Origin of the sequence: Nocardioides aquiterrae, from assembly GCF_039526625.1 — a bacterium.
GTDB classification, from domain to species: domain Bacteria; phylum Actinomycetota; class Actinomycetes; order Propionibacteriales; family Nocardioidaceae; genus Nocardioides; species Nocardioides aquiterrae.
This window is the reverse complement of record NZ_BAAAJE010000002.1, coordinates 619,616-640,890: the sequence shown is the minus strand read 5'-3', so window position 1 is coordinate 640,890 and position 21,275 is coordinate 619,616. Positions and strand designations below refer to the sequence as shown.

At 72.1% G+C, this 21,275-nt stretch carries 23 protein-coding genes; 15 read left to right on the top strand and 8 right to left on the bottom strand.

The window, feature by feature from the left end; all coding sequences use genetic code 11:
• Nucleotides 1–113: 113 nt before the first annotated feature.
• Both ABD086_RS05735 and ABD086_RS05730 read right to left on the bottom strand, forming a co-directional pair.
• Nucleotides 114–611, bottom strand: a complete 498-nt coding sequence (locus ABD086_RS05735; RefSeq protein ID WP_343906440.1) for a MarR family winged helix-turn-helix transcriptional regulator — start codon at nucleotides 609–611, stop codon at nucleotides 114–116.
• 17 nt (nucleotides 612–628) lie between these two features.
• Nucleotides 629–1,441, bottom strand: a complete 813-nt coding sequence (locus tag ABD086_RS05730; RefSeq protein WP_343906438.1) for an acetoacetate decarboxylase family protein — start codon at nucleotides 1,439–1,441, stop codon at nucleotides 629–631.
• A 119-nt stretch (nucleotides 1,442–1,560) separates the two neighbouring features.
• On the opposite strand from ABD086_RS05730, the gene ABD086_RS05725 reads away from it, so the two are divergent.
• Genes ABD086_RS05725 through ABD086_RS05715 form a run of 3 tightly spaced genes read left to right on the top strand, consistent with a single transcriptional unit; the run spans nucleotide 1,561 to nucleotide 5,134 of the window.
• Nucleotides 1,561–2,913, top strand: coding sequence for a glutamine synthetase family protein (locus tag ABD086_RS05725; protein ID WP_343906436.1), 1,353 nt, complete (start codon nucleotides 1,561–1,563; stop codon nucleotides 2,911–2,913).
• 11 nt (nucleotides 2,914–2,924) lie between these two features.
• Nucleotides 2,925–4,202 (top strand): cytochrome P450, encoded by a 1,278-nt coding sequence (locus ABD086_RS05720; RefSeq protein WP_343906434.1) that lies wholly within the window; start codon nucleotides 2,925–2,927, stop codon nucleotides 4,200–4,202.
• Between the two features lie 17 nt (nucleotides 4,203–4,219).
• Nucleotides 4,220–5,134 (top strand): TIGR03619 family F420-dependent LLM class oxidoreductase, encoded by a 915-nt coding sequence (locus ABD086_RS05715; RefSeq protein ID WP_343906432.1) that lies wholly within the window; start codon nucleotides 4,220–4,222, stop codon nucleotides 5,132–5,134.
• A gap of 14 nt (nucleotides 5,135–5,148) precedes the next feature.
• On the opposite strand, the gene ABD086_RS05710 is transcribed toward ABD086_RS05715, so the two are convergent.
• From ABD086_RS05710 to ABD086_RS05695, 4 genes are all read right to left on the bottom strand, one after another.
• Nucleotides 5,149–6,168 carry a Rieske 2Fe-2S domain-containing protein gene (locus ABD086_RS05710; protein WP_343906430.1) on the bottom strand — a complete coding sequence of 340 codons (1,020 nt, stop codon included), beginning with the start codon at nucleotides 6,166–6,168 and terminating at the stop codon, nucleotides 5,149–5,151.
• Nucleotides 6,169–6,177: 9 nt separating this feature from the next.
• A complete protein-coding gene (locus ABD086_RS05705) occupies nucleotides 6,178–7,128 on the bottom strand; it encodes a PDR/VanB family oxidoreductase (RefSeq protein WP_343906428.1) in 951 nt (316 codons plus the stop codon).
• A gap of 121 nt (nucleotides 7,129–7,249) precedes the next feature.
• A complete protein-coding gene (locus ABD086_RS05700) occupies nucleotides 7,250–7,630 on the bottom strand; it encodes an STAS domain-containing protein (protein WP_343906426.1) in 381 nt (126 codons plus the stop codon).
• A 5-nt stretch (nucleotides 7,631–7,635) separates the two neighbouring features.
• Nucleotides 7,636–8,736, bottom strand: a complete 1,101-nt coding sequence (locus ABD086_RS05695) for a PP2C family protein-serine/threonine phosphatase (protein WP_343906425.1) — start codon at nucleotides 8,734–8,736, stop codon at nucleotides 7,636–7,638.
• Nucleotides 8,737–8,892: 156 nt separating this feature from the next.
• Between ABD086_RS05695 and ABD086_RS05690 the strand changes: the two genes are divergently transcribed.
• Complete coding sequence (locus ABD086_RS05690) at nucleotides 8,893–10,239, top strand: MFS transporter (protein WP_343906424.1); 1,347 nt, start codon at nucleotides 8,893–8,895, stop codon at nucleotides 10,237–10,239.
• A 21-nt stretch (nucleotides 10,240–10,260) separates the two neighbouring features.
• Here ABD086_RS05690 and ABD086_RS05680 read toward each other — a convergent pair whose 3' ends face one another.
• The gene (locus ABD086_RS05680) at nucleotides 10,261–11,451 is read right to left on the bottom strand and encodes a RimK family alpha-L-glutamate ligase (RefSeq protein ID WP_425571544.1); all 1,191 of its coding nucleotides are present in this window, start codon (nucleotides 11,449–11,451) and stop codon (nucleotides 10,261–10,263) included.
• Nucleotides 11,452–11,497: 46 nt separating this feature from the next.
• Between ABD086_RS05680 and ABD086_RS05675 the strand changes: the two genes are divergently transcribed.
• The 7 genes from ABD086_RS05675 (at nucleotide 11,498) to ABD086_RS05645 (ending at nucleotide 17,168) form a co-directional block, all read left to right on the top strand.
• The gene (locus tag ABD086_RS05675) at nucleotides 11,498–11,971 is read left to right on the top strand and encodes an ATP-dependent zinc protease family protein (protein ID WP_343906422.1); all 474 of its coding nucleotides are present in this window, start codon (nucleotides 11,498–11,500) and stop codon (nucleotides 11,969–11,971) included.
• Nucleotides 11,971–12,930, top strand: a complete 960-nt coding sequence (locus tag ABD086_RS05670) for a succinylglutamate desuccinylase/aspartoacylase family protein (RefSeq protein WP_343906421.1) — start codon at nucleotides 11,971–11,973, stop codon at nucleotides 12,928–12,930. The genes ABD086_RS05675 and ABD086_RS05670 overlap by 1 nt, the downstream gene beginning before the upstream one ends.
• Nucleotides 12,931–12,994: 64 nt before the next feature.
• The gene (locus ABD086_RS05665) at nucleotides 12,995–14,392 is read left to right on the top strand and encodes a M15 family metallopeptidase (protein ID WP_343906419.1); all 1,398 of its coding nucleotides are present in this window, start codon (nucleotides 12,995–12,997) and stop codon (nucleotides 14,390–14,392) included.
• A 9-nt stretch (nucleotides 14,393–14,401) separates the two neighbouring features.
• On the top strand, nucleotides 14,402–14,653 hold the full coding sequence (locus ABD086_RS05660; protein WP_343906417.1) for a hypothetical protein: 252 nt from the start codon (nucleotides 14,402–14,404) through the stop codon (nucleotides 14,651–14,653).
• The gene (locus ABD086_RS05655) at nucleotides 14,650–15,084 is read left to right on the top strand and encodes an HIT family protein (protein WP_343906415.1); all 435 of its coding nucleotides are present in this window, start codon (nucleotides 14,650–14,652) and stop codon (nucleotides 15,082–15,084) included. Before ABD086_RS05660 ends, ABD086_RS05655 begins: the two co-directional genes overlap by 4 nt.
• Nucleotides 15,085–15,284: 200 nt before the next feature.
• Nucleotides 15,285–16,052: an SDR family NAD(P)-dependent oxidoreductase gene (locus ABD086_RS05650; RefSeq protein ID WP_343906413.1), complete on the top strand. Its 768-nt coding sequence runs from the start codon at nucleotides 15,285–15,287 to the stop codon at nucleotides 16,050–16,052.
• Nucleotides 16,053–16,154: 102 nt separating this feature from the next.
• Nucleotides 16,155–17,168, top strand: a complete 1,014-nt coding sequence (locus ABD086_RS05645) for a DUF3048 domain-containing protein (RefSeq protein WP_343906411.1) — start codon at nucleotides 16,155–16,157, stop codon at nucleotides 17,166–17,168.
• Here the strand turns inward: ABD086_RS05645 and ABD086_RS05640 are convergent.
• Complete coding sequence (locus ABD086_RS05640) at nucleotides 17,149–17,859, bottom strand: TetR/AcrR family transcriptional regulator (protein WP_343906410.1); 711 nt, start codon at nucleotides 17,857–17,859, stop codon at nucleotides 17,149–17,151. The two genes, ABD086_RS05645 and ABD086_RS05640, sit on opposite strands and share 20 nt — an antisense overlap.
• Before the next feature lie 136 nt (nucleotides 17,860–17,995).
• Between ABD086_RS05640 and ABD086_RS05635 the strand changes: the two genes are divergently transcribed.
• The 4 genes from ABD086_RS05635 (at nucleotide 17,996) to ABD086_RS05620 (ending at nucleotide 21,269) form a co-directional block, all read left to right on the top strand.
• Nucleotides 17,996–18,529: a hypothetical protein gene (locus ABD086_RS05635; protein ID WP_343906409.1), complete on the top strand. Its 534-nt coding sequence runs from the start codon at nucleotides 17,996–17,998 to the stop codon at nucleotides 18,527–18,529.
• 106 nt (nucleotides 18,530–18,635) lie between these two features.
• Nucleotides 18,636–19,193: a YqgE/AlgH family protein gene (locus ABD086_RS05630; protein WP_343906407.1), complete on the top strand. Its 558-nt coding sequence runs from the start codon at nucleotides 18,636–18,638 to the stop codon at nucleotides 19,191–19,193.
• Between the two features lie 34 nt (nucleotides 19,194–19,227).
• Nucleotides 19,228–19,479, top strand: a complete 252-nt coding sequence (locus ABD086_RS05625) for a DUF3039 domain-containing protein (RefSeq protein WP_343906456.1) — start codon at nucleotides 19,228–19,230, stop codon at nucleotides 19,477–19,479.
• Nucleotides 19,476–21,269, top strand: coding sequence for a DEAD/DEAH box helicase (locus ABD086_RS05620; RefSeq protein ID WP_425571543.1), 1,794 nt, complete (start codon nucleotides 19,476–19,478; stop codon nucleotides 21,267–21,269). Before ABD086_RS05625 ends, ABD086_RS05620 begins: the two co-directional genes overlap by 4 nt.
• The last annotated feature ends 6 nt before the right edge of the window (nucleotides 21,270–21,275 follow it).

Genomic DNA, 21,275 nt, shown 5'->3' with positions numbered 1-21,275 from the left:
TTCGGCATGACATGCATCCTTCCAACTCAAAAGGATGCGGCATCAAACCTGGGGCGCTTCACGGTGGTGGTTTCGAGACGGTGGCTGCGCAACCTCCTCAACCACGGTGGTCGTCAGTCGCGCTCGGAGGTCTCCACGAGCGTACGCAGGGCGGAGGTCATGGTCTCGAGCTGGCGGGCGTCGAGGTCTCCGACGATCCGGGACTCCGTCTTGTTGAACTCGGGGTAGATCTCCTCCATCAGCTCGAGACCCGTGGGGCTGAGCTTGAGGTTGACCAGCCTCCGGTCCTCGGTGCTCGGAATGCGCTCGATGAGGTCGCGTGCCGCGAGGGTCTTGGCGACGCCCGTGAGCGTGCCCTTGCTGATGCCGACCGACTCCGCGATGTCGCGGGTCTCCATCGAGTCCCAGATCCACAGCGTCCACAGCACCAGGAACCCGGTCCAGGTCAGGTCGTGCGGGCGCAGCACGTTGTTGGTCAGGTGGCCGCGGACGGCGTTCGCAGCCCGGTAGAGGCTCAGCAGCGCGTGGGACGCCGCGAAGTCGAGCGGGAGGTGCTGGACCCGTTCGCGCGTGGCCTGCTCGGTCTCGGCGAGCGTGTGACGGTCTGGCATGACCGAAACTCTAGGGGCTACGTGGTCGTCGGCTCGGGGGCGAGGTTGGCCAGCGTGCGGCCGCCGTTCCACTCGACGCCGACCTGCCGGTAGTAGCCGCCGATGATCTCCTCGACCTCGAGCCGGGCGAGCTCCTCGGTCGGCGCGTCGAACAGCCTCAGCTCGGCGTCGCCCTTCCAGGACTGGCCGCCCTCGAAGGAGCTGGCGCCCGAGGAGATCAGCTCGGCGTAGGCGTCGCCCCGGCCGGCGATGTCGGGGAAGACCCGGTGGTGCGCCATCGGGTGGCCGTTGACGAAGCCGTTGGTGTCGGACTCCTCCCGCAGCGTCACGACGGCCTCGGCGAGGCGGCGGTCGGCGGCCGCGAGGGTGGCGCCGAAGACGCCGCCGGGCCCGATCCGGGGTGCGGCGTGGGGGAACGGGTGCGGGCGGGTCTGCCACATCGACCCGAGCTTCTTCGGGTAGCCCTGGTGGAGGCCGCGCGCGATCGCGAAGTCCTTGTCGACCCAGATGAAGACGCAGCGCGAGTAGGTCGTGCCCGCGAACGAGCAGCGCACCACGACGAACGCCTCCTTGTACTGCGAGCGCACCGGGTCCAGCAGCTCCTCGCGCGAGCCGGAGCACGACTGCCAGTCGGCCCAGATGAGGGCGACCGCGCCGGGGTCCTCGGGGGCCAGCTCGAGCGGGTCGGGCAGCAGCGCCTCGACGTTGGCCGGGTCGGTGCGGTACTCCACGGTGAGCAGGTCCCCCGAGTAGTACCAGGGCGGCGAGGGGATCAGCGACGAGGCCCCGGACTTCGTCCGCGGGTAGAGGAAGCCGTTCATCTCGCGCATCTGCACTCCTAGCACTCGTTTGGGTCCGTACGATACGGCCTCGGGAGCGGTCTGGAAAGTCTTGTGCTCCCGGCTGGGCCGGATTACTGTTCGGATCCAAACGATTGGAAGGACAGCTCGTGACCCACTTCGACACCTCCGGGCTCCAACCGGCTCAAGAGCGCCTCACCGAGCAGGGGATCGACGTCGTCCGGCTCGGTTACGCCGACCTCATCGGGGTCGACCGCGGGCGCGATGTCCTCGTCAACCGCTTCGCCCGCACGGTCGGCAGCGGCGTCGCGTTCTGTCGCTCCGTCTTCGGTACGACGCCCCGCGGGGGCGTGGTCGACTTCGAAGGCGGGCTGTCGGCCGGGCTCCCCGACGTCCAAGCGTTCCCGGACCTCGACACGCTGCTGCCGGTGCCGTGGGAGCCGGGCGTCGCGCACTGCATCGCCGATGTCTTCAACCCCGACGGCACGCCGTCGCGGGAGAGCCCGCGCTTCGTGCTGCGCCAGATCTGTGAGCAGTTCCAGGAGCTCGGGCTGACGCCGGTCGTCGGGCCGGAGCTCGAGTTCTACGTCCTCGAGGAGAGCCCCGAGTCCCCGTCCGGATGGAAGCGCTACGGCGAGGGCACCGGCAACGTCTACACGTCCGGGTTCACGGGCGACCCGCAGAACGTGCTGCTCGACGCGCTGCGCCACCTCGGCAACTACGGCCTCGAGGTCATCTCCGCGAACCACGAGTTCTCCTCCGGCCAGTTCGAGATCAACCTCTGGCACGGCGAGGCGCTCGACGCCGCCGACCGTGCCCACCGCTTCAAGGACGCCATCAAGGAGCTCGCCCGCCGCCGCGGCCAGCTCGCGACCTTCATGCCGAAGCCCTTCAACGACGAGGGCGGCTCGGGCTACCACCTCCACTTCTCCATCGCGGACGCCGACGGCACCCCGCTGTTCCACGACCCGGCCGACCCGTACGGGCTGTCCGAGATGGCCCGGCACGCGATCGGCGGGCTGCTCGCGCACGCACGGGCGGTCGCCGCGCTCAACAACCCGACCATCAACTCCTACAAGCGCTTCGGTCCGGACACCCTCGCGCCGTGGCTGATCGACTGGGGTCTGGACAACCGCAGCGCGATGGTGCGGATCCCGCCGGAGCGCGGCTCCGGCACTCGTCTCGAGCTGCGGCTGGGCGACGCCAGCGCCAACTCCTACCTCGCGATCGCGGGCATGCTGGCCGCGGTGCTGCTCGGCATCCGCAACAAGATCGAGCCGCCGGAGCCGCTGATCGGCTACGGGTACGACGAGACGCGGTCCGAGAAGCTGCCGCAGTCGCTGTCCGACGCCCTCGACGCCCTCGAGCAGGACAAGGAGCTCGCGGACCTGCTCGGCCAGCCCTTCGTCAACGCCTTCGTCGCCTACAAGCGCGACGAGGTCGAGCGGTTCCGCACGTGGATCACCGACTGGGAGTTCCACGAGTACACGTACCACATCTGAGGAGACCTCCCATGCCCCGTCATGCCCCCGTTCCGCTGTCCGAGGTCGACCTCTCCGACATCGACGGCTTCGCCGACCTGCGCGGCTTCGCGCAGCTCGACACCCTGCGCGCCGAGGACCCGGTCCACTGGACCGACGAGAAGGACGGCGCCGGCTTCTGGGCCGTCACGCGGTACGACGACATCTGGAGCGTCGGCCGTGACTCGGAGTCCTTCACGTCCGAGCGGTTCGTGAACCTCGAGGACGTCGACGACGACCTGCGCGACTTCCGGCGCTCGCTGCTCGAGACCGACGGCCCGCGGCACCAGGCGCTGCGCCGGCTGATCCACCGCGAGTTCACGCCGCGCAACCTGATGAAGAACTACGAGGGGTTCCTGCGCCAGCTCACCAAGGAGACCGTGGACCGCGCGTTCGCCGCGGCGGCCGACAACGGCGGCGAGATCGACTTCGTGAAGATGATCAGCGCCGACTTCCCGATCCAGGTGCTGGCTCGGCTGCTCGACGTACCGAGCGAGGACACCGGCCAGCTGATCGCCTGGGGCAACGAGATGGTCGCCAACGCCGACCCGGACTACGCCAAGGTGCTGCTGGACGCGGAGGAGTCGGAGCAGTACCGGCACCTGCCGTTCCGGTCGCCGACGGTGCAGGAGGTGTGGGACTACGGCAACGACCTGCGCAAGGCGCGCGTCGGTGGCGACGGCACCGACCTGGTCTCGATCCTCGCCAACCGGATGCCGGAGGACGGGATCCCGCTCAGCCAACAGGACTTCAACAACTACTTCTCGCTGCTGGTGATCGCCGGCAACGAGACCACGCGGCACGCGATCAGCAACTCGATGCTCGGCCTGATGGAGCAGCGCGACCAGATGCGGATCCTCCAGGACAAGCCGGAGCTGCTGCCGACCGCGATCGAGGAGCTGCTGCGCTGGGCGAGCCCGGTCTACCACTTCCGGCGGACGGCGACCCGCGACCTCGAGCTCGGCGGGAAGGAGATCGAGGAGGGGCAGAAGGTCGTCATGTGGTTCGCCTCCGGCAACCGCGACGAGGCGGTCTTCGAGGACCCGTACTCGATCGACGTCACCCGCATCAACGTCGACCACATGACGTTCGGCAAGGGCAGCCCGCACCTGTGCCTGGGCAACGCCCTCGCTCGCCTGGAGGTCCGGCTGATGTTCGAGGAGCTGCTGCCGCGGCTCGCCGACATCGAGCTCGCCGGCGACGTACGCCGCATCCGCAGCAACTTCGTCAACGGCATCAAGGGCTTCCCCGTCACGATCACCGCCGCCTGATGGCCTCCACCCCGAGGATGTTGCTGATCCTCAGCGAGAACTGGACGCTGGCCGACGGCCGGGACCTGCCCGAGCTGGTGCGGTGGGCGCGCGAGGCCGAGGACGCCGGGTTCGACTCGGTGATGCTGAGCGAGCACGTGGTCCTCGGCCCGGACGCGGGAGCGCTCGGCGTGATGGCGAACCCGCGCGCGTACGCCGCACCCGGCAACCAGGACCCGGCGACGCCGTGGCCGAGCTCGTTGCTGCTGCTGAGCGCGATCGCGTCCGCGACGTCGCGGATCCGCCTGGTCGCGAGCGCCGTACTGGCGCCGCTGCGCCATCCGCTGCTGCTCGCCCGCGAGCTCGGCACCCTCGACCTGCTGTCGGAGGGGCGGCTCGTCGTCCAGCCCGGCGTGAGCTGGAGCCGGGACGAGTACGCCGCCCTCGGCGTGCCGTTCGGCAGGCGCGGCCGGATCCTCGACGAGCAGCTCGAGATCCTGGACCTGCTCTGGCGGGAGACCCCGGCCAGCTTCCACGGCGAGTTCTTCGACTTCACCGACGTCTACCTGGAGCCGAAGGCGTTCCGGCCCGAGGGCCCGCGCCTGTGGTTCGGCGGCCAGCACGTGCACGGCGCGGTGCTCGATCGGCTGGTGCGTCACGGCCACGGCTTCCACCCGTTCGGCACGCCGACGCCGGAGGATCTCGCGATGCTGCGGGCCGGGCTCCGCGAGGCCGGCCGTGACCCGGACGAGATCGAGATGGTCGGCGGCACCCGCGCGACGTTCCGCGACGACGACTCGGTCGCCGACCTCGGTGCCGCGATGGCGCCGATCGCCGAGCAGGTCGAGCAGGGCTTCACGACGTTCTGCGTGAAGCCGTCGCAGTTCATCGACTCGGCCGAGGAGCTGCCGGCGTTCCTGCGCGACGTGATGTGCCGGGCGGAGAACCTCTAGGGCAAAGCCGCCGCTCAGCCCCCGAGCTCCTCGGCCACCATGCGCTGCATGATCCGCCGGACGTGGGTGACCGCCGCGTCCGCGGCGACCGCCACCTCGGGACGGGGACCCTCCTCGTCCAGGATGGTCTGCATCTGCTCGAGGACCTCGCCGACGCGGGCGTAGTAGGCCTCGAACAGCGGCTTGAGGGTGCCCTCCGCGGCCGCGCTGCCGGCGAAGTTCCGGCTGACCCGCCAGATGTGGCGGGTGCGCTTCTCCGACACCGGCGTCAGGGCGTGGCTGAACACGAGGGTGTGCTGGCCGTCGTGGTCGCCGTGGCCCTTCACCTCGACGGTCCAGCGGTCGACCCAGTAGCCGGGTCCGACGAACTCGCCCTCCTCGACCTGCTCGTGCTCGGCATCCTCGGGCAGGTCGAGCACCTGGGCGTTCCACGGCGCGAGAGGGGCGGCGTCGAAGCGGCGCCAGAAGCGGACGGAGGTCTCGCTGACCTCGACCTCGAGTGGCGGCGGCGGGCCGGTGGTGAGCGCGGGCGGCGCGATCGCCTGGTCGAGCTGGACGACATGGGTGATGTCGCAGAAGTTGTCGTACAGCAGGCCGATGCCGGCGGCCGTGTCGAGCGCGCCGCCGAATGTCGTCCAGCCGTCGGTGCGCAGCACTGAGGTGTCCGGCGGCGTGCGCAGCGCCGCGAGACCGGCCTCGCCGATCCACACCCAGACGAAGCTGCCGTCGTCCCGCGCGGGGAACGAGCGCACGGCCGCGCCGTACGGGACCTGCTCCTGCGTCGGCACCGAGACGCAGCGACCGGTCGGGTCGTAGGTGAAGCCGGTGTACGTCGAGCGGATCAGGTCGCCGTCCAGGACGCCGTCGCTGAGGCGGACGGGGCGGTGGGCGCACCGGTCCTCGAGGGCGACCGGCTCGCCGGTGGTCGAGCGGTAGAGGACCAGGGGGACCTCGACCAGGCGCCGCGCGATCGGTGAGCGGCCGATCCCCTCGGAGGCGGCGACGGGGTACCAGGCGTGACGGGGAATGCCCATGACTCCTCCTCAGGCGTCCAGGACCAGGCGCGGGCCGAGCGACCGGGAGACGCAGACCATCATGCAGTCGTTCGCCGCCTGCTCCTCCTCGTCGAGGACCGAGTCGCGGTGGTCGACCTCGCCCTCCAGCACGCCCTGCTCGCAGGTGCCGCAGATACCCTCGAGGCAGGAGCCGAGCACGCTGACGCCGGCGCCGCGCATCGCGTCGAACACCGTGACGCCCGGCTCGACGGTGATGGTGAGCCCGGAGCGCTGCAGCACGACCTCGAACGCCGTGTCGGCGTCGTCGGCGCGCTGCTTCGGGGAGAAGCGCTCCAGGTGCAGCGCGGTGGACGGCCAGGACTGGCACCGCTGCTCGACCGCCGTCAGCAGGGGCTCGGGTCCGCAGCAGTAGACCAGCGTGTCCGGGACCGGCGTGCCCAGGACCGACTGCAGGTCGAGCAGCCCCACCTGGTCCTGCGGCACCAGGCGCACGCGGTCGCCGTACTTGGCCAGGAGGTCGCGGAACGCCATCGACTGCGTCGTCCGACCGCCGTAGTGGAGCTCCCAGTCGGCACCCGCGGCGTCCGCCTCCTCGATCATCGGGATGATCGGGGTGATGCCGATGCCGCCGGCGACGAAGACGTAGCGGGGACTGGTGACGAGCGGGAAGTGGTTGCGCGGGCCCCGGATCCGCACCCGGTCGCCCTCGGCGAGCCGGTGCACGGCCTCCGACCCGCCCCTGCTGTCGGGGGCGCGGAGCACGGCGACCTGGTAGCGGTCCCGGTCGGCCGGGCTCCCGCACAGCGAGTACTGCCGGACCAGCTCGCCGTCGCCCTCGTCGAGGATCAGGTCGAGGTGGGCACCCGGCGTCCACGCCGGAAGATGCCCGGCCGCGGCCGGCGTGAGGGTCAGCAGGACCACGTCCTCCGCGATGGTCTCGAGTCCCGAGACCACGGCGGCGGCCTCGAACTCACTCATCAACGGTGCTGCGCTCTGAGTCATCGTGTCTCACTTGTCGGTAGTCGTTCGCATCCAAACGATAACCGTTCAGCCCCTCGGCGTCCATGGCCGGGACTCCCGTGCTCGACGCCGTCGGGGCTCAGCGCCGGGGCAGCTCGGCGGTCGCCGCCTCCAGCGTGTCGTGCACGCGCAGCACGTGCGTCAGCCCGGTCAGGCTCATGACGCGCAGCACCGGGCCCTCGCCGCAGACGACCGCGAACGAGCCGCGCAGCCCGCGGGCCTGGCGTTGCGCCCGCACGAGCGTGCCCAGCCCCGAGGAGTCCAGGAACGTCACCCCGGTCAGGTCGACGACCACGTGCACCCGGCCCTCGTCGACCAGCTGCTGGGTGAGCGCGGCCCGCAGCCGCGCGGTCGTGTACACGTCCAGCTCGCCGCTGAGCCGGAGCACGCAGGAGGCTTCCCCGGCCTCCACCGACAGCTCCAACAGCCCGTCGTCGGCGTGCTCGGTCACCCCGGTCACCCCGCCTAGGCGTCGACCGTCGGGAGCGCGAAGTCCAGGCGCGGCCGGGCCGGCGTCGCCGGTACGACCGAGTGCTCGAGCAGCACCACGGCGAGGTCGTCGTCGAGGCGCCCACCGGGCACCTGCCGGCGTACGTCGTCGAGCAGCCGGTCGATCGCGGCCTCCAGCGGCCCGTCCTGCACCCGCTGCGCGACCGCCGCCAGCGGGACGAAGTCGCCGCTGCGCGCGCGGGCCTCGCTCAGCCCGTCGGTGTAGAGCAGGATCCGGTCACCCGGCTGCCACGCCACCTCCGCGGCGACGTACCCGGCGCCCAGGCCCAGCGGCAGGCCGGTGGGCGTGTCCAGGGGGGTCACCGTCCCGTCGCGCGTGACCAGGATCGGCGCGGGGTGGCCGCAGCGGACGACGGTGAGCCGGCCCGGCTCGCGGCTCTCGACGAGGAGCGCGGTGGCGAAGTCCTCGTCGCCGAAGAACTGGGCGACGTACGCACTGACGTCGCCGGCCGCGTCGGCGAGGTCCACGTCGACGGTGGCGAACTGCCGGAACGCCCGGATCACCCGCGCCGCGTGCTCGATCGCGGTGAGGCCCTTGCCCCGGACGTCGCCGATGATCAGCCGGGTGGAGTCCTCGTGGACGGTGAAGTCGTACAGGTCCCCGCCGACCAGCGTGTCCTCGTACGCCGAGAGGTAGCGGGAGGCGATCGCCATCACCCCCGACTCGGCCGGGAGCTTCGGGAGGATCGCTCGCTGGGCGACCTCCGCGATCGCGGACATCCGGGCGAACCGCTGCTCCCGGTCGGTGCGCAGCCGGGCGATCACGACCCCGGCGAGCGACACCATCACGACGGTGAGCAGGCGCACGTACTGCTGGGGCTCCGACCACGCGTCGTTCCAGTAGCCGGACCACACGCCGAGCACGATCGCCACGAACGCGAACACCGCGGCGCCGCGGACGCCGACGCCGGCCGCCGCGATCAGGGGTGCGAACGCGAGCAGCCCCGCGAGGGCGATGTTCTGCGGAAGCATCATGTCGGCCACGGCGACCGTCACGATCCAGGCGGTGGCCAGCAGCGCGAACGTCGCGGCTGGCGACGGTCGGGTGAAGTGCATGGCGAGCGGCTCCTTGACGGACGAAGGCGAGGAGTCGCACAGTCCGAGACGGGTCGGACTCTACCCGGGCTGCGCCACGCCGTCAGGACGGTGGCCCGGCCCGAAGGGGTGAAAACCACGCGACACGGCCGTCGGTCGTGACCGAGGATGCGCATGATGTTCGCCGCGATCCTCCGTCACGCGCGTCCGCCGTCTCCTCTCGCGGGCCGCCTCGCCGTCCAGTCCCTGCTGTTCGCCCTCGGGGAGGGCGCCTTCATGACCGGGTCGGCGGTGTTCTTCACCCAGATCGTCGGCCTGTCCGCGGCCCAGGTCGGCCTCGGCCTCACCTGCGCGGGCGTCGCGGCGTTCCTGGCCGCGTGGCCGATGGGCCGGCTCGTGGACCGGTTCGGCCCGAAGAAGATGTGGGCGGTGAGCGCGGCCGGCCAGGCGGCGATGTTCTCGGTGTGGCCGTTCATCACCGACTTCCAGGGCTACCTCCTGATGGCCGTCGGCATGGAGGTCATCGGCGCCCTCGGTGGCGCGGCGCACGGCGCGTACACGATCGACGTGCTGCCGCCGGCGGAGCGGGTGAGGTCCCGCGCCTACATGTACTCCGCCCTGAACGTCGGCTTCACGCTCGGCTCGCTGACGGGCGGCATCGCGCTCGCGTTCCACTCCCTGGAGCTGCTGCACGCGCTGCCCTGGTTCACCACGGTGGTCTTCCTGGTGAACGCCGCCGCGATCACGCGGCTGCCCAAGGCGTCGCACGACGAGCGGACCCCGGAGGAGCGCAAGGAGAAGGTGCCCGGCCCCGGCCCGCTGCGCAACCCGGGCTGGATGCTGACCACGTTCTTCGGCGGCGTCTTCTGGACCAACCAGGTGCTGCTGAACATCGTGATCCCGCTGTGGCTGGTCCAGGAGACCGACGCCCCGTGGGGCCTGCTGGCCTTCCTCTTCGGCACCAACACGGTGATGTGCATCTTCCTGCCGATGGCGGCGGCACGGGGCGTGCACGACGTCCCGACGGCGCTGCGGGCGGTCCGGGTCTCGTCGACGTTCTTCGTGATCTCCTGCGTGATCACGCTGGCCACGCACGACACGGTCGGGTGGGTGACGATCGCGCTCGTCTGGCTCGGCCACGTGACCGTCACCGGCGCCGAGCTCTACCTGTCGGCGGCGAGCTGGTCGTTCGAGGCCGAGCTGATGGACCCGCGGCAGCGCGGCGCCTACCAGGGCGCGGCCGAGCTGAGCGGCACCCTCGGCCGGGTGTGGGCGCCGGCGGTGTACACGTTCCTCGCGATGAACTGGGGCGCGGCCGGCTGGTTGACGATCGCCGGGATCATCGTGCTCGCGACCGTCGCGATCCACCCGTCGACCCGGCTGGCGCGGCGGTTCCTGGAGCAGCACGTCCCCGCCGACGTGCTCGCCGACGCGCGGGCCTCCGTCCCGGAGCCCGAGGAGGGCATCGCGGTCGGGCCGCCGTCGCTCATCGACACCGACGAGCCGGCGACGACGGGCGGCTGACCCCGGGCGGCTCCGGCGGCGTCAGTCGTCGTGGATCGGCTGCGCCGGCAGCTTCTTCACCCGCGACTTCCGCTTGCGCCGGTCGGGGATCATCGACCGCATCTCCTCCAGCTTGCCGAAGCACAGCAGGCGGTCGCCGTCCTGGACGACCTCCTTGTGCCGCGGGTTCGGGATCACCGTCGCGCCGCGGTGCAGGGTCAGCACCGAGATGTCGCGCTCCTCGAGCCCGGACTCGCCGATCTTCTTGCCCACGATGTCGGCGCCCGCGTGCACCACCAGCTCGGCCACGCCGTACCCCGTCGAGACGCTGAGCCGCTGGCGCACGTCGATCTCGGGGAACGCCACCTGCTGCGCGATGTAGTCGATGATCGCCCCGGCGACGTCGAGCTGGGTCGCGGCCTCGATGCCCTCGAGGCCGGGGGAGGAGTTGACCTCCATGACCAGCGGTCCGTCGTTGCCCTCGAGCATGTCGACGCCGGCGACCCGCAGGCCCATGATCTGCGCCGCCCGGACCGCGGTGCGCTCGTACTCCTCGTCCAGCTGGACCGGCTCGACCGAGCCGCCCCGGTGCACGTTCGAGCGGAACTCGTCGCCCTGGGCGACCCGGCGCATCGCCGCCACGACCCGGTCGCCGACGACCAGCGCCCGGATGTCGCGGCCCTTGCTCTCCTTCACGAAGCGCTGGATCAGCACGTTCTGCTGGGTGCTGTGCAGGGTCTCGATGATCGCCTCGGCGACCTTGCGGTCCGGCGCCAGGATCACGCCGATGCCCTGGGTGCCCTCCAGCAGCTTGAGCACGACCGGGGCGCCGCCGACCCGCTCGATCGCCGGGATCACGTCCGCGCGGTCGCGCACGAACGTGGTCGCCGGCATCCCGATGTTGTGGCGCGACAGGATCTGGGTGGCGCGCAGCTTGTCGCGGCTGTTGGTGATCCCGTACGCCGGGTTCGGCGTGTAGACGTCCATCTGCTCGAACTGCCGGACCACCGCGGTGCCGAAGTACGTGATCGAGTTGCCGATGCGCGGCAGGATCGCGTCGTACGTCGAGAGCGGCTTGCCGCGGAACTGCAGGTCGGGCTCGTCGCCCGACAGGTCGATCGCGAACCGCAGGGTGTTGAGGACCTTCACCACGTGCCCGCGGTCCAGCGCGGCGGTGCGGAGGCGCTGGGTGCTGTAGGCGCGTGGGGCGCGGGACAGGATGGCGAGCTTCATGGCCGTGCCATTCAAGCAGGGACCGCGCTCCTGCCAAGATGGGCGGGTGCCGACCACCGCAGACCACCTCGTCGCCGGGTGGCGGGAGTGGGTCGGGCTGCCGGGCTGGGGCGTCGAGTGGGTGAAGGCGAAGCTCGACACCGGCGCCCGGAGTTCGGCCATCCACGCGTTCGACGTCCACGAGTTCGAGCGCGACGGGCAGACGTGGGTGCGGTTCTCGATCCATCCGTGGCAGCGCTCCGCCGAGGACGCCGCCACCGTCGAGAGCCCGGTGCACGACCGCCGCCGGGTGCGCAGCTCGTCCGGCCACACCACCGAGCGGTACGTCGTGCGGATGGACGTCACGCTGCTGGGCCGGACGGTCCCGACGGAGATGACGCTCACGAGCCGCGACCAGATGGGCTTCCGGATGCTCATCGGTCGCGAGGCGCTGCGGCAGGGGTTCGTCGTCGACCCGGCCCGGTCCTACCTGGGCGAGCGGCCCCCGCGCGCCGTACGGCGCCGCAACCGGGGCCGCTGATGGCCCGCGAGTCGTTCGCGATCGGGTCCGCCCGGGTGCGCGCGGGTGCCGCGCGCAACCTGGAGATCCCCATCACCCGGCTGATCACCGGCGCCGACGTGTCGCTGCCGGTGCGGATCCTGCACGGCCGGGAGGACGGTCCGGTCGTCTGGATCAACGCGGCCACCCACGGCGACGAGGTCGTCGGCGTCGAGGTGATCCGGCGCGTCCTCGCGGCGCTGTCCCCGAAGACCATGCGCGGCACGCTGATCGCCGTCCCGGTGGTCAACGTCCTCGGCGTCATGACGGGGGAGCGCTACCTGCCCGACCGGCGGGACCTGAACCGCTCCTTCCCCGGCTCGGCGCGCGGCTCGCTGGCCGGCCGGATCGCGCACCTGATGATGACCGAGGTGGTCGCCAAGTGCGAGGTCGGGATCGACCTGCACACGGGGTCGGACCGGCGTACCAACCTCCCGCAGATCCGCGCCGACCTCGACGACCCGCGGACCCGCGAGCTCGCGGCGGCGTTCGGCGCGCCGGTGATGCTGCACGCGCGGGTCCGCGACGGCTCGCTGCGGCACGCCGCCCGGGAGAGCGGCGCGACCGTGCTGCTCTACGAGGGCGGCGAGAACTGGCGGTTCGACGAGTGGGCGATCGCCGCCGCGACCGACGGCGTCCGCCGGGTGCTCGGGCTGCTGGGCATGGTCGACCCGCCGGACGAGGAGCCGCCCGGCCCGAGCGTGGAGTGCCGCACCAGCAGCTGGGTGCGGGCCCGGCACACCGGGTTCCTCCACCTCGACGTCGGGCTCGGCCAGCGGGTGGAGGCCGGGGACCGGATGGGCAGCGTGTCCGACTCGTTCGGCAAGACCCTGCGGCTGGTCCGCGCGCACCGGGCCGGCATCGTGATCGGCCGCAGCGAGGCGCCGGTCGTCAACGGCGGCGACGCCGTGGTGCACATCGCCTCGACCGATCCGGCCTGAGGGCCGCGCCGGTACGGCTCCTGGGCGCAGGAGTGGATCGCGGGACGTCGGGCACACTGGCGGCATGTCGCTCGGGTCACGACTGCTGCTCGTCCTGTCCACGCTCGCCCTCGTCGTCGGGTCCTGGAGCGCCGACGTGCCGGCCGCACAGGCCGCTCAGGAGTCGACCCGGCTGTCGCTCGACGCGCGGCCCGCGTACGCCGGCAACGAGACCACGCTCCTGGTCACCCTCGTCACCGGCGCCGGAGCGCCGGTCGCCGGCGCCCAGGTCACGCTGGAGCGGCGTACCGGCGGCACCTGGGCGCCCGTCGCGACGCTCACCACGGAAGCCGACGGCCGCGCCTCCCAGCCTCTGACGCTCGAGCGGAGCGCCGGGGACAACGTGGTGCGGGCGTCGTACGCCGGCGACGCCGAGCACGCGCCGGCCACGCGGCAGGCCCGTCTGGAGCTGAAGCGGCGGAGCACCACGGTCGTGGTCCGCGGGCCGGCGGAGGTGACGGACGGACGGTCGGTCCCGGTGAACGTGCGCTGGACGACACGGTCGGGCGCTCCGGTCGAGGGGCGGGTCTCGCTGTTCCGGGCGCTCGGCCGGGGCCCGTGGCAGAAGGTCCGCACGGTGCGCACCGACGGCGGTGGCCGTGCCGAGATCCGCACCACGCCGCGGCAGGACTCGCGGTGGCGGGCCCGCGCCGTGCGGCAGGCGTGGGTCGAGGGCGATCTCAGTCCGGTGCACCGCGTCGACAACGTCCCGCCCGGCGTACCCGTGAGGCTGCCGAAGGCGGCCCCCCGGCCACGGCGGGCGCTGCCGCCGCAGCCGCACGCCGTCGGGGCGGGCGCGAACGCCACGGTCGGCCGGATCCCCGACCGGGTGTGGCGGCAGATGACCGGCATCAGCTGGCACCGCGGCTGCCCGGTGGGCCGCGCGGGCCTGCGCCTGGTGCGGGTCAACTACTGGGACTACCGGGGATACGCGCGCCGGGGCGAGCTGGTCGCGAGCGCCGCTGCCGCGCGGGCGATGGGCGCCGCGCTGGCCGAGATGTTCGACCGCCGGCTGCCGGTCCGGGCGATGTACCGGGTGGACCGGTTCGGGTGGGGGAAGCGCTCGCGGGGCGGGGACGACTACGCGTCGATGGCGGCCGGCAACACCTCGGCGTTCAACTGCCGCGACGTCACCGGACGGCCGGGCGTGCGCTCGCCGCACAGCTACGGGCGGTCGCTCGACGTCAACACCTGGGAGAACCCGTACCGGTCCGCGCGGGGCACGGTCCCGAACACGTGGTGGCAGGGGCGGTCCCACCCGCGGATCGCCTGGCGGTCGCGGTCGCACGTCGTCGTCGAGCTGATGGCGCGGCACGGGTTCCGGTGGACCTACGGGCTCGGCGACACCCAGCACTTCGACTACATCGGCAGCCACGCCCGGGCGATGGTCGCGCCGAGGGCGTGTGACCGCTACTGCGACTAGGGTGCGGCCATGCTCGCGTTCCTGGTCGCCGGCGTGATCCTGGGGGTGCTCGCCCGGGTCCTGCACCACGAGCCCGACGACCCGAGCCCGGTGCTCACCGTGGTGCTCGGCGCGGTCGCGGCGGCCGCGGCGGGCGGGGTGATGAACCTGTTCCTCGGCGACGACCTCACCGCGCTCACGCCGTGGAGCTTCACCTCCTCCTGCATCGTGACGTTCGTGCTGCTCGGCCTCCTCGAGGGCGTGTGGTGGCGGCGCCCGTGAGCGCCTCTCCGAGCTCCTCCCAGGTCTCCGACTGCGTGTTCTGCTCGATCGTCGCGGGGGAGGGGCCGGCCGACGTCGTGCTCGACGAGCCGGAGCTGGTGGCGTTCCTCGACCGTCGTCCGGTGTTCAAGGGCCACGCGCTGCTGGTGCCCCGCGAGCACGTGGTGACGCTGCCGGACCTGCCCGCCTCGCTGCGCGACGGGTTCCTCGGCGCCGCGCAGCGGCTGGCCACCGCGATGGTCGAGGGCCTCGGCGCGCAGGGCAGCTTCGTGGCGATGAACAACGTCGTGAGCCAGTCCGTCCCGCACCTGCACTGCCACGTGGTGCCGCGGACCAAGGGCGACGGCCTGCGGGGGTTCTTCTGGCCGCGCACGACGTACGCCGACGGCGAGTCGGCCGAGTACGCCGCCCGGCTGCGCTCGGTGCTCTGAGCCGGCTCCGGTCGCGTAGCCGGACGTACCCACCGGGTGCGGCTGGGGTCGGTGTGACTCCTGAGGCGGCCCCGTCTCCGGACGCCGCCGATCGGTACGTCCGGCTCCGGGGTGAGGCCCCGGACCCCGTGTTACCGGCGGGTCACCGTCGCCTAGGGTGTGGTGCCGACAAGCCTGACAGCGAGACAGGAGCCACTCCCATGGGTCGTTTTGACGGACGGGTCGTCGTCGTCACCGGAGCCGCGCGCGGCATCGGGTTCGGGACCGCGACGCGGTTCGCGGAGGAGGGCGCGTCGGTCGCGATCCTCGACCTCGACGAGGCCAGCGCCGCCGAGGCGGCCGCCAAGCTGCCGCTCACCGACGGCGCGAAGTCCGTCGGCATCGGCTGCGACGTCAGCGACGCTGCCTCCGCGGAGGCCGCGGTCGAGCGGGTCGTCAGCGAGCTCGGCGGGATCCACGTGCTGGTCAACAACGCCGGCATCACCCGCGACAACCTGCTGTTCAAGATGTCCGAGGAGGACTGGGACCTGGTGATGAACGTGCACCTGCGCGGTGCGTTCCTCATGACCAAGGCCGCCCAGAAGCACTTCGTCGAGCAGAAGTACGGCAAGATCCTCAACCTGTCGAGCGTCTCCGCGCTCGGCAACCGCGGCCAGGCGAACTACTCCGCGGCGAAGATGGGCATCCAGGGCCTCACCCGCACCCTCGGCATCGAGCTCGGCCCGTTCGGCATCAACGCCAACGCGATCGCGCCCGGCTTCATCGCCACCGAGATGACCGACGCCACCGCGCGCCGGCTCAAGATGGAGCCCGAGCAGCTGCGCGAGATGACCGCACAGGCCAACCCGGTCCGCCGGGTGGGCTACCCCGAGGACATCGCCGCCGCGGCCGCGTTCCTGTGCAGCGACGAGGCGTCGTACATCACCGGGCAGACCCTGTACGTCGACGGCGGCGCCAAGCTCGGTTGACCGACCGGGACGATTTCTTGGCGCGCCTCCCGGCGTGCGACCATCGCGCCTGCACACTGGAAGTCGACCAGAACACACGAGTTTCACGAATCGGAGCGACCCGTGCGCCGTACCCCCTTGATCCCTGCCGTGCTCGTCGCGGCGAGCCTCGTGCTCGCCGGCTGCGGCGGCGGTAGCGACTCGTCCGACGGATCGTCCCCGGCCGCCCAGCGGGTCGCCGGCGGCGACGAGGTCGCCGCCACCTGGCCGCTGACGGGCCTGCCGGTCAGCGGCAGCGACGAGGTCGCCCAGGAGCACCCGGTGCTGGTCGCGAAGATGGACAACACCTACGCCAGCTCCCCGCAGATCGGCCTGGGGTCCGCGGACCTGGTCGTCGAGGAGCTCGTCGAGGGCGGCCTGACCCGGCTCGCGGCCTTCTACTACTCCGACATCCCGGACCGGGTCGGCCCGGTGCGGTCGATGCGCGCGAGCGACATCGGCATCGTCGGCCCGATCGGCGCCACGATGGTCACCAGCGGCGCCGCGAACGTCACGATCAACCGGATCAAGGGCGCGGGCATCCAGTTCTTCGCCGAGGGCTCGAAGGGCTTCGCCCGGGACAGCTCGCGCAGCGCGCCGTACAACCTGTTCGCAGACCTGCGCAGCGTCGCCGCGGAGGCGAAGACCGACGCGACCCGCCCCGACGACTACCTGCCGTGGGGGAGCGAGAGCGACTTCCCCCAGGGCCAGCCCGCGAAGTCGATCGCGGCGGTCTTCGGTGGCGGCCACACCACGAACTGGACGTACAACGGCAAGGGCTACGTCAACCAGAACACGTACGCCGCGCCGGGCGACACGTTCCCCGCCGACACCGTCCTGGTGCTGCGGGTGCAGGTCGGCGACGCCGGCTACCTCGACCCGGCCGGCAACCCGGTGCCGGAGACCAAGCTGACCGGCAAGGGCGAGGCGATGATCTTCCACGGCGGCCGGCTGGTCCGCGGCACGTGGGAGAAGTCCGACCTGACCGCGCCGCTGAAGCTGTCGACGAAGGCGGGCGCGCTGACCGTCCCGGCCGGCCACACCTGGATCGAGTTGGTGCCGGCCGCGAACGGCAACGTCACGTTCGCGAAGAAGTAGACGGCGCGAGGGCCTCGCCGGCGGACAGCTCGGCGCCGCTCTCGGCGAGGGCCCGGAAGCCGGCCAGGATGAAGCCGATCGCGGTCTCGACGTTCGCGGCCGCCTGCTCGGGGTCGTCCGCGCCGGACACCGACTCGCCGGCCGACGACATCGCGCCGAAGAAGATCCGGGCGAACGTCTGCAGCAGGTCCTCGTCGAGCTCCCAGTCGCCGGCCGCGATCACGGCCCGGACGATCTCGAGGACGTTCGCGAACGTCGAGCGCTCCTCCTGCTCCCGGAACCGCTCGTAACCGAGCACCGAGGGCCCCTCCTGGATCACGATGCGGCGGTAGCGCGGCTCCTGCACGACGGCGAGGAACGCGCGCAGGCCGGCGGTGGCCTTCTCCCACGGGTCGCGGTGCCCCTTGAGCGCCCGCTGGATCGCCCGCGCCGCGTCGTCCTCGACCCGCTCGAAGACCGCCTCGAACAGCGCCTGCTTGCCGCTGAAGTGGTGGTAGAGCGCGCCCTTGGTGACCCGCGCGCCGGCGACGATCGCGTCGAGCGACGTGGCGGCGTACCCGCTCTCGGTGAACAGCTCCTCGGCGACGTCGACCAGGGCCCGCTTCGTGGAGGCGGAGTACTGCTGGCGGCGGCTGGTCCCGGGCACGCCCGGGACCTTGGGCACGAGCCTGCTGACCGAGGACTTGCTCATAAGCCCCAGAGCGTAATACCGACCGTCGGTACGGGTGACTCGGATCACCGGAGCGCGGCTTGCATACCGTGAGTACGTCTCCGTAACGTGGGTACGTACTTACGGTATGTAAGTCGGTCCCCCGAAGGAGAAACCCATGACCTGGAAGTCCTTCCACTCCCGCGGAGAGATCCTCCGCGAGGTGATCACCGTGGCGAACCAGCGGCGTGACGGCCGGCTGCCGATGGACGTCGAAGGGGTCGCCGACACGTTCGGCGACGAGCTCACGCTGCTCGGCGCCCTGCAGCTGCGCTGGCACACCCGCCTCGCCGGCCGCATCGAGCGCGAGCTGATGCGGCAGCCGATGGAGCTCGAGGACGCCGTCGTCGCCGCGTGGCACGCGGTCGCCGACGAGCTCCCCGGCGTCCTGGCGATCGTCGACCACTACCGGGCGGAGCCCGCCGACGCCGCGATGGCCGACGCGATGCGCAAGTCGTCCCACAAGGAGCGGATCCTGCTGGCCATGATGGCCGGGCGGGTCAGCGCTCCCGACGCCGCCGCGGTGCGCGTCGGCGCGGCCATCGAGAGCCGCGCGCGGGCGACGTACCGCCCGGTGCACGTCCCCACCTCCCGCCGCGCCGACCAGCCCTCGCTGCTCGGCCGGCTCAAGGCGGTCCTCGCGGCCGCCTGACCCGACCCGGCAGCCCCGGCCCCGGCCCGCGTCCCTCCCCCCGAGCGCCGGGCCGGGGCTGCCGCATGCGCTGGTCCGGGCGCCGGTCCCGAGTGATCATGGAGGCATGACGGAGGCGCGCGCCGGGATGCTGCTGGTGGCCACGCCCGCGCTGCTCGACCCGAACTTCGCCGACACGGTCGTGCTCCTTCTCGACGTCGACGACCAGGGCGCCCTCGGGGTGGTGCTCAACCGCCCGTCCGGCGTCCGGGTGGGCGAGGTCCTGGAGGGGTGGGGCGACGTGGTCGCCGACCCGGACGTGCTGTTCCAGGGCGGGCCGGTCAGCACCCAGGGCGCGCTCGCGGTCGCCACGCTGCGCGCCGAGGACGACGTGCCGGTGGGGTTCCGTGCGGTCGAGGGCCGGCTCGGCCTGGTCGACCTCGACACCCCGATCGAGCTGCTCGAGGGCAGCCTGGACGGGCTGCGCATCTTCGCCGGGTACGCCGGCTGGGGCGCCGACCAGCTCGCGGGCGAGATCGAGGAGGGCAGCTGGTACGTCGTGCCCGCGCTGCCGCCCGACGTGTTCCGCGACGACCCCACCGACCTCTGGCGCGACGTGCTGCGCCGGCAGCCGGGTGAGATGGCGTGGCACTCCACACGCCCCTTCGACCCCGACTTGAACTGAGCCGCGGTGACGTACCCTTGGCCCCGTGACCACCATCGGCTTCTCGACAGACACGGACGTCCGCGAGGACCGACGTACCGTCCCGACCGACGAGGGTGACCACGAGCGCTTCTCGCACTACGTGGAGAAGGAGAAGCTCACCGAGGCGATGGTGATGGGCACCCCCGTCGTCGCCCTCTGCGGCAAGGTCTGGGTGCCCAGCCGCGCGCCGGAGAAGTTCCCGGTCTGCCCGGAGTGCAAGGAAGTCTGGGAGTCCCTCAAGGACGACGCGGGTTCCGGCGAGTGACGGGCCGGCCCGAAGCCGACCCGCAGCCCAACGCACTGACTCCGGCGTGGCCGGAGCGTGCCGCGTGGGGGACGGCGCCCTCCCTGCGCGCGTGGCAGTCGGCCGCGATGAAGCAGTACTTCGAGACCCACCCGCGGGACTTCCTCGCGGTCGCGACGCCGGGCGCCGGCAAGACGACGTTCGCGCTGTCGGTCGCCGCCGAGCTGCTCGGCCGCCGGATCGTCGACCGGGTCACGATCGTGGCGCCCACCGAGCACCTCAAGCTCCAGTGGGCCGAGGCCGCCGCCCGGGCGGGCATGCCGATCGACCCGACGTACGCCGCCGGCAAGGGCAAGACCTCCCAGGACTACGTCGGCATCGCGGTCACGTACGCCGGGGTCGCCGTGAACCCGCTGGCGATGCGGATCCGCACCGAGCGGTTCAAGACGCTGGTCATCCTCGACGAGGTGCACCACGCCGGTGACGCGCTGTCGTGGGGCGAGGGCGTCCGCGAGGCGTTCGAGCCCGCGACCCGGCGGCTGGCGCTGACCGGCACGCCGTTCCGCTCCGACGTGAACCCGATCCCGTTCGTGACCTACGCGCCCGGCGACGACGGGATCCCGCGGTCGGTCGCCGACTTCACCTACGGGTACGCCCACGCGCTGGCCGACCACGTGGTGCGCCCGGTGCTTTTCCTGGCGTACTCCGGCGAGATGCAGTGGCGCACCCGCGCCGGCGACGAGATCGCGGCCCGGCTCGGCGAACCGCTCACCAAGGACATGACGAACCAGGCGCTGCGCACCGCGCTGGACCCGAAGGGTTCGTGGATGCCCGCGGTGCTCGCGGCCGCGGACAAGCGGCTGTCGGAGGTACGCCGGCACGTGCCGGACGCCGGGGGGCTGGTGATCGCCACCGACCAGGACTCCGCGCGGGCCTACGCCAAGCTGCTCAAGGGCATCACCGGCGAGTCCGCGACCGTGGTGCTCTCCGACGAGAAGCTCGCGTCGAAGCGGATCAGCGAGTTCAGCGCGAACGACACGCGCTGGATGGTCGCGGTGCGGATGGTGTCCGAGGGCGTCGACGTCCCGCGGCTCGCGGTCGGCGTCTACGCGACCACCACCTCCACCCCGCTGTTCTTCGCCCAGGCGGTCGGCCGCTTCGTGCGGGCCCGGACGCGCGGCGAGACCGCGTCGGTGTTCTTGCCGTCGGTCCCGCTGCTCCTCGGCCACGCGTCCGAGATGGAGGTCGAGCGCGACCACGTGCTCGGCCGGACGATCACCAACGAGGACGACATCTTCGCGGCCGAGAACGACCTGCTCGCCCAGGCCAACGCGACCGAGGCGGCGTCGTCGGAGCTCGAGTTCTCGTTCGAGGCGCTCGGCTCCGAGGCCCGCTTCGACCGGGTCCTGTACGACGGCGGCGAGTTCGGCCACTCGGGCGAGGTGCACGTGGGCTCGGAGGAGGAGATGGACTTCCTCGGCATCCCGGGTCTGCTCGAGCCCGACCAGGTCCGCGAGCTGCTGCACTCCCGGCAGAGCGAGCGGGCCAAGAAGCAGAAGGCGAGCCGCCGCAGCGAGGAGGCCGCGGACTCGCTGGCCGAGGTCTCGACGCACGAGCAGCTCGCGATCCTGCGCCGCGAGCTCAACGGGCTGGTCGCCGCGTGGCACCACCGCACCGGCCAGGCGCACGGCATCACCCACGCCGCGCTGCGCAAGGAGTGCGGCGGCCCGGCCGCGGCGGTCGCCACCGCCGAGCAGCTGCGCGCCCGGATCGACCGGATCCGCGAGTGGGCCCTGCGCAAGACGTCCTGATCGTCC

Excerpts from the sequence above, each read along its gene's own strand:
- ABD086_RS05735 (WP_343906440.1), bottom strand. The coding sequence starts at position 611 with ATGCCAGACCGTCACACGCTCGCCGAGACCGAGCAGGCCACGCGCGAA.
- ABD086_RS05715 (WP_343906432.1), top strand. The coding sequence starts at position 4,220 with ATGTTGCTGATCCTCAGCGAGAACTGGACGCTGGCCGACGGCCGGGAC.
- ABD086_RS05630 (WP_343906407.1), top strand. The coding sequence starts at position 18,636 with ATGACGGAGGCGCGCGCCGGGATGCTGCTGGTGGCCACGCCCGCGCTG.
- ABD086_RS05660 (WP_343906417.1), top strand. The coding sequence starts at position 14,402 with ATGCTCGCGTTCCTGGTCGCCGGCGTGATCCTGGGGGTGCTCGCCCGG.
- ABD086_RS05635 (WP_343906409.1), top strand. The coding sequence starts at position 17,996 with ATGACCTGGAAGTCCTTCCACTCCCGCGGAGAGATCCTCCGCGAGGTG.
- ABD086_RS05665 (WP_343906419.1), top strand. The coding sequence starts at position 12,995 with ATGTCGCTCGGGTCACGACTGCTGCTCGTCCTGTCCACGCTCGCCCTC.
- ABD086_RS05710 (WP_343906430.1), bottom strand. The coding sequence starts at position 6,168 with ATGGGCATTCCCCGTCACGCCTGGTACCCCGTCGCCGCCTCCGAGGGG.
- ABD086_RS05650 (WP_343906413.1), top strand. The coding sequence starts at position 15,285 with ATGGGTCGTTTTGACGGACGGGTCGTCGTCGTCACCGGAGCCGCGCGC.
- ABD086_RS05680 (WP_425571544.1), bottom strand. The coding sequence starts at position 11,451 with ATGAAGCTCGCCATCCTGTCCCGCGCCCCACGCGCCTACAGCACCCAG.
- ABD086_RS05730 (WP_343906438.1), bottom strand. The coding sequence starts at position 1,441 with ATGCGCGAGATGAACGGCTTCCTCTACCCGCGGACGAAGTCCGGGGCC.
- ABD086_RS05705 (WP_343906428.1), bottom strand. The coding sequence starts at position 7,128 with ATGAGTGAGTTCGAGGCCGCCGCCGTGGTCTCGGGACTCGAGACCATC.
- ABD086_RS05690 (WP_343906424.1), top strand. The coding sequence starts at position 8,893 with ATGTTCGCCGCGATCCTCCGTCACGCGCGTCCGCCGTCTCCTCTCGCG.
- ABD086_RS05720 (WP_343906434.1), top strand. The coding sequence starts at position 2,925 with ATGCCCCGTCATGCCCCCGTTCCGCTGTCCGAGGTCGACCTCTCCGAC.
- ABD086_RS05640 (WP_343906410.1), bottom strand. The coding sequence starts at position 17,859 with ATGAGCAAGTCCTCGGTCAGCAGGCTCGTGCCCAAGGTCCCGGGCGTG.
- ABD086_RS05670 (WP_343906421.1), top strand. The coding sequence starts at position 11,971 with ATGGCCCGCGAGTCGTTCGCGATCGGGTCCGCCCGGGTGCGCGCGGGT.
- ABD086_RS05695 (WP_343906425.1), bottom strand. The coding sequence starts at position 8,736 with ATGCACTTCACCCGACCGTCGCCAGCCGCGACGTTCGCGCTGCTGGCC.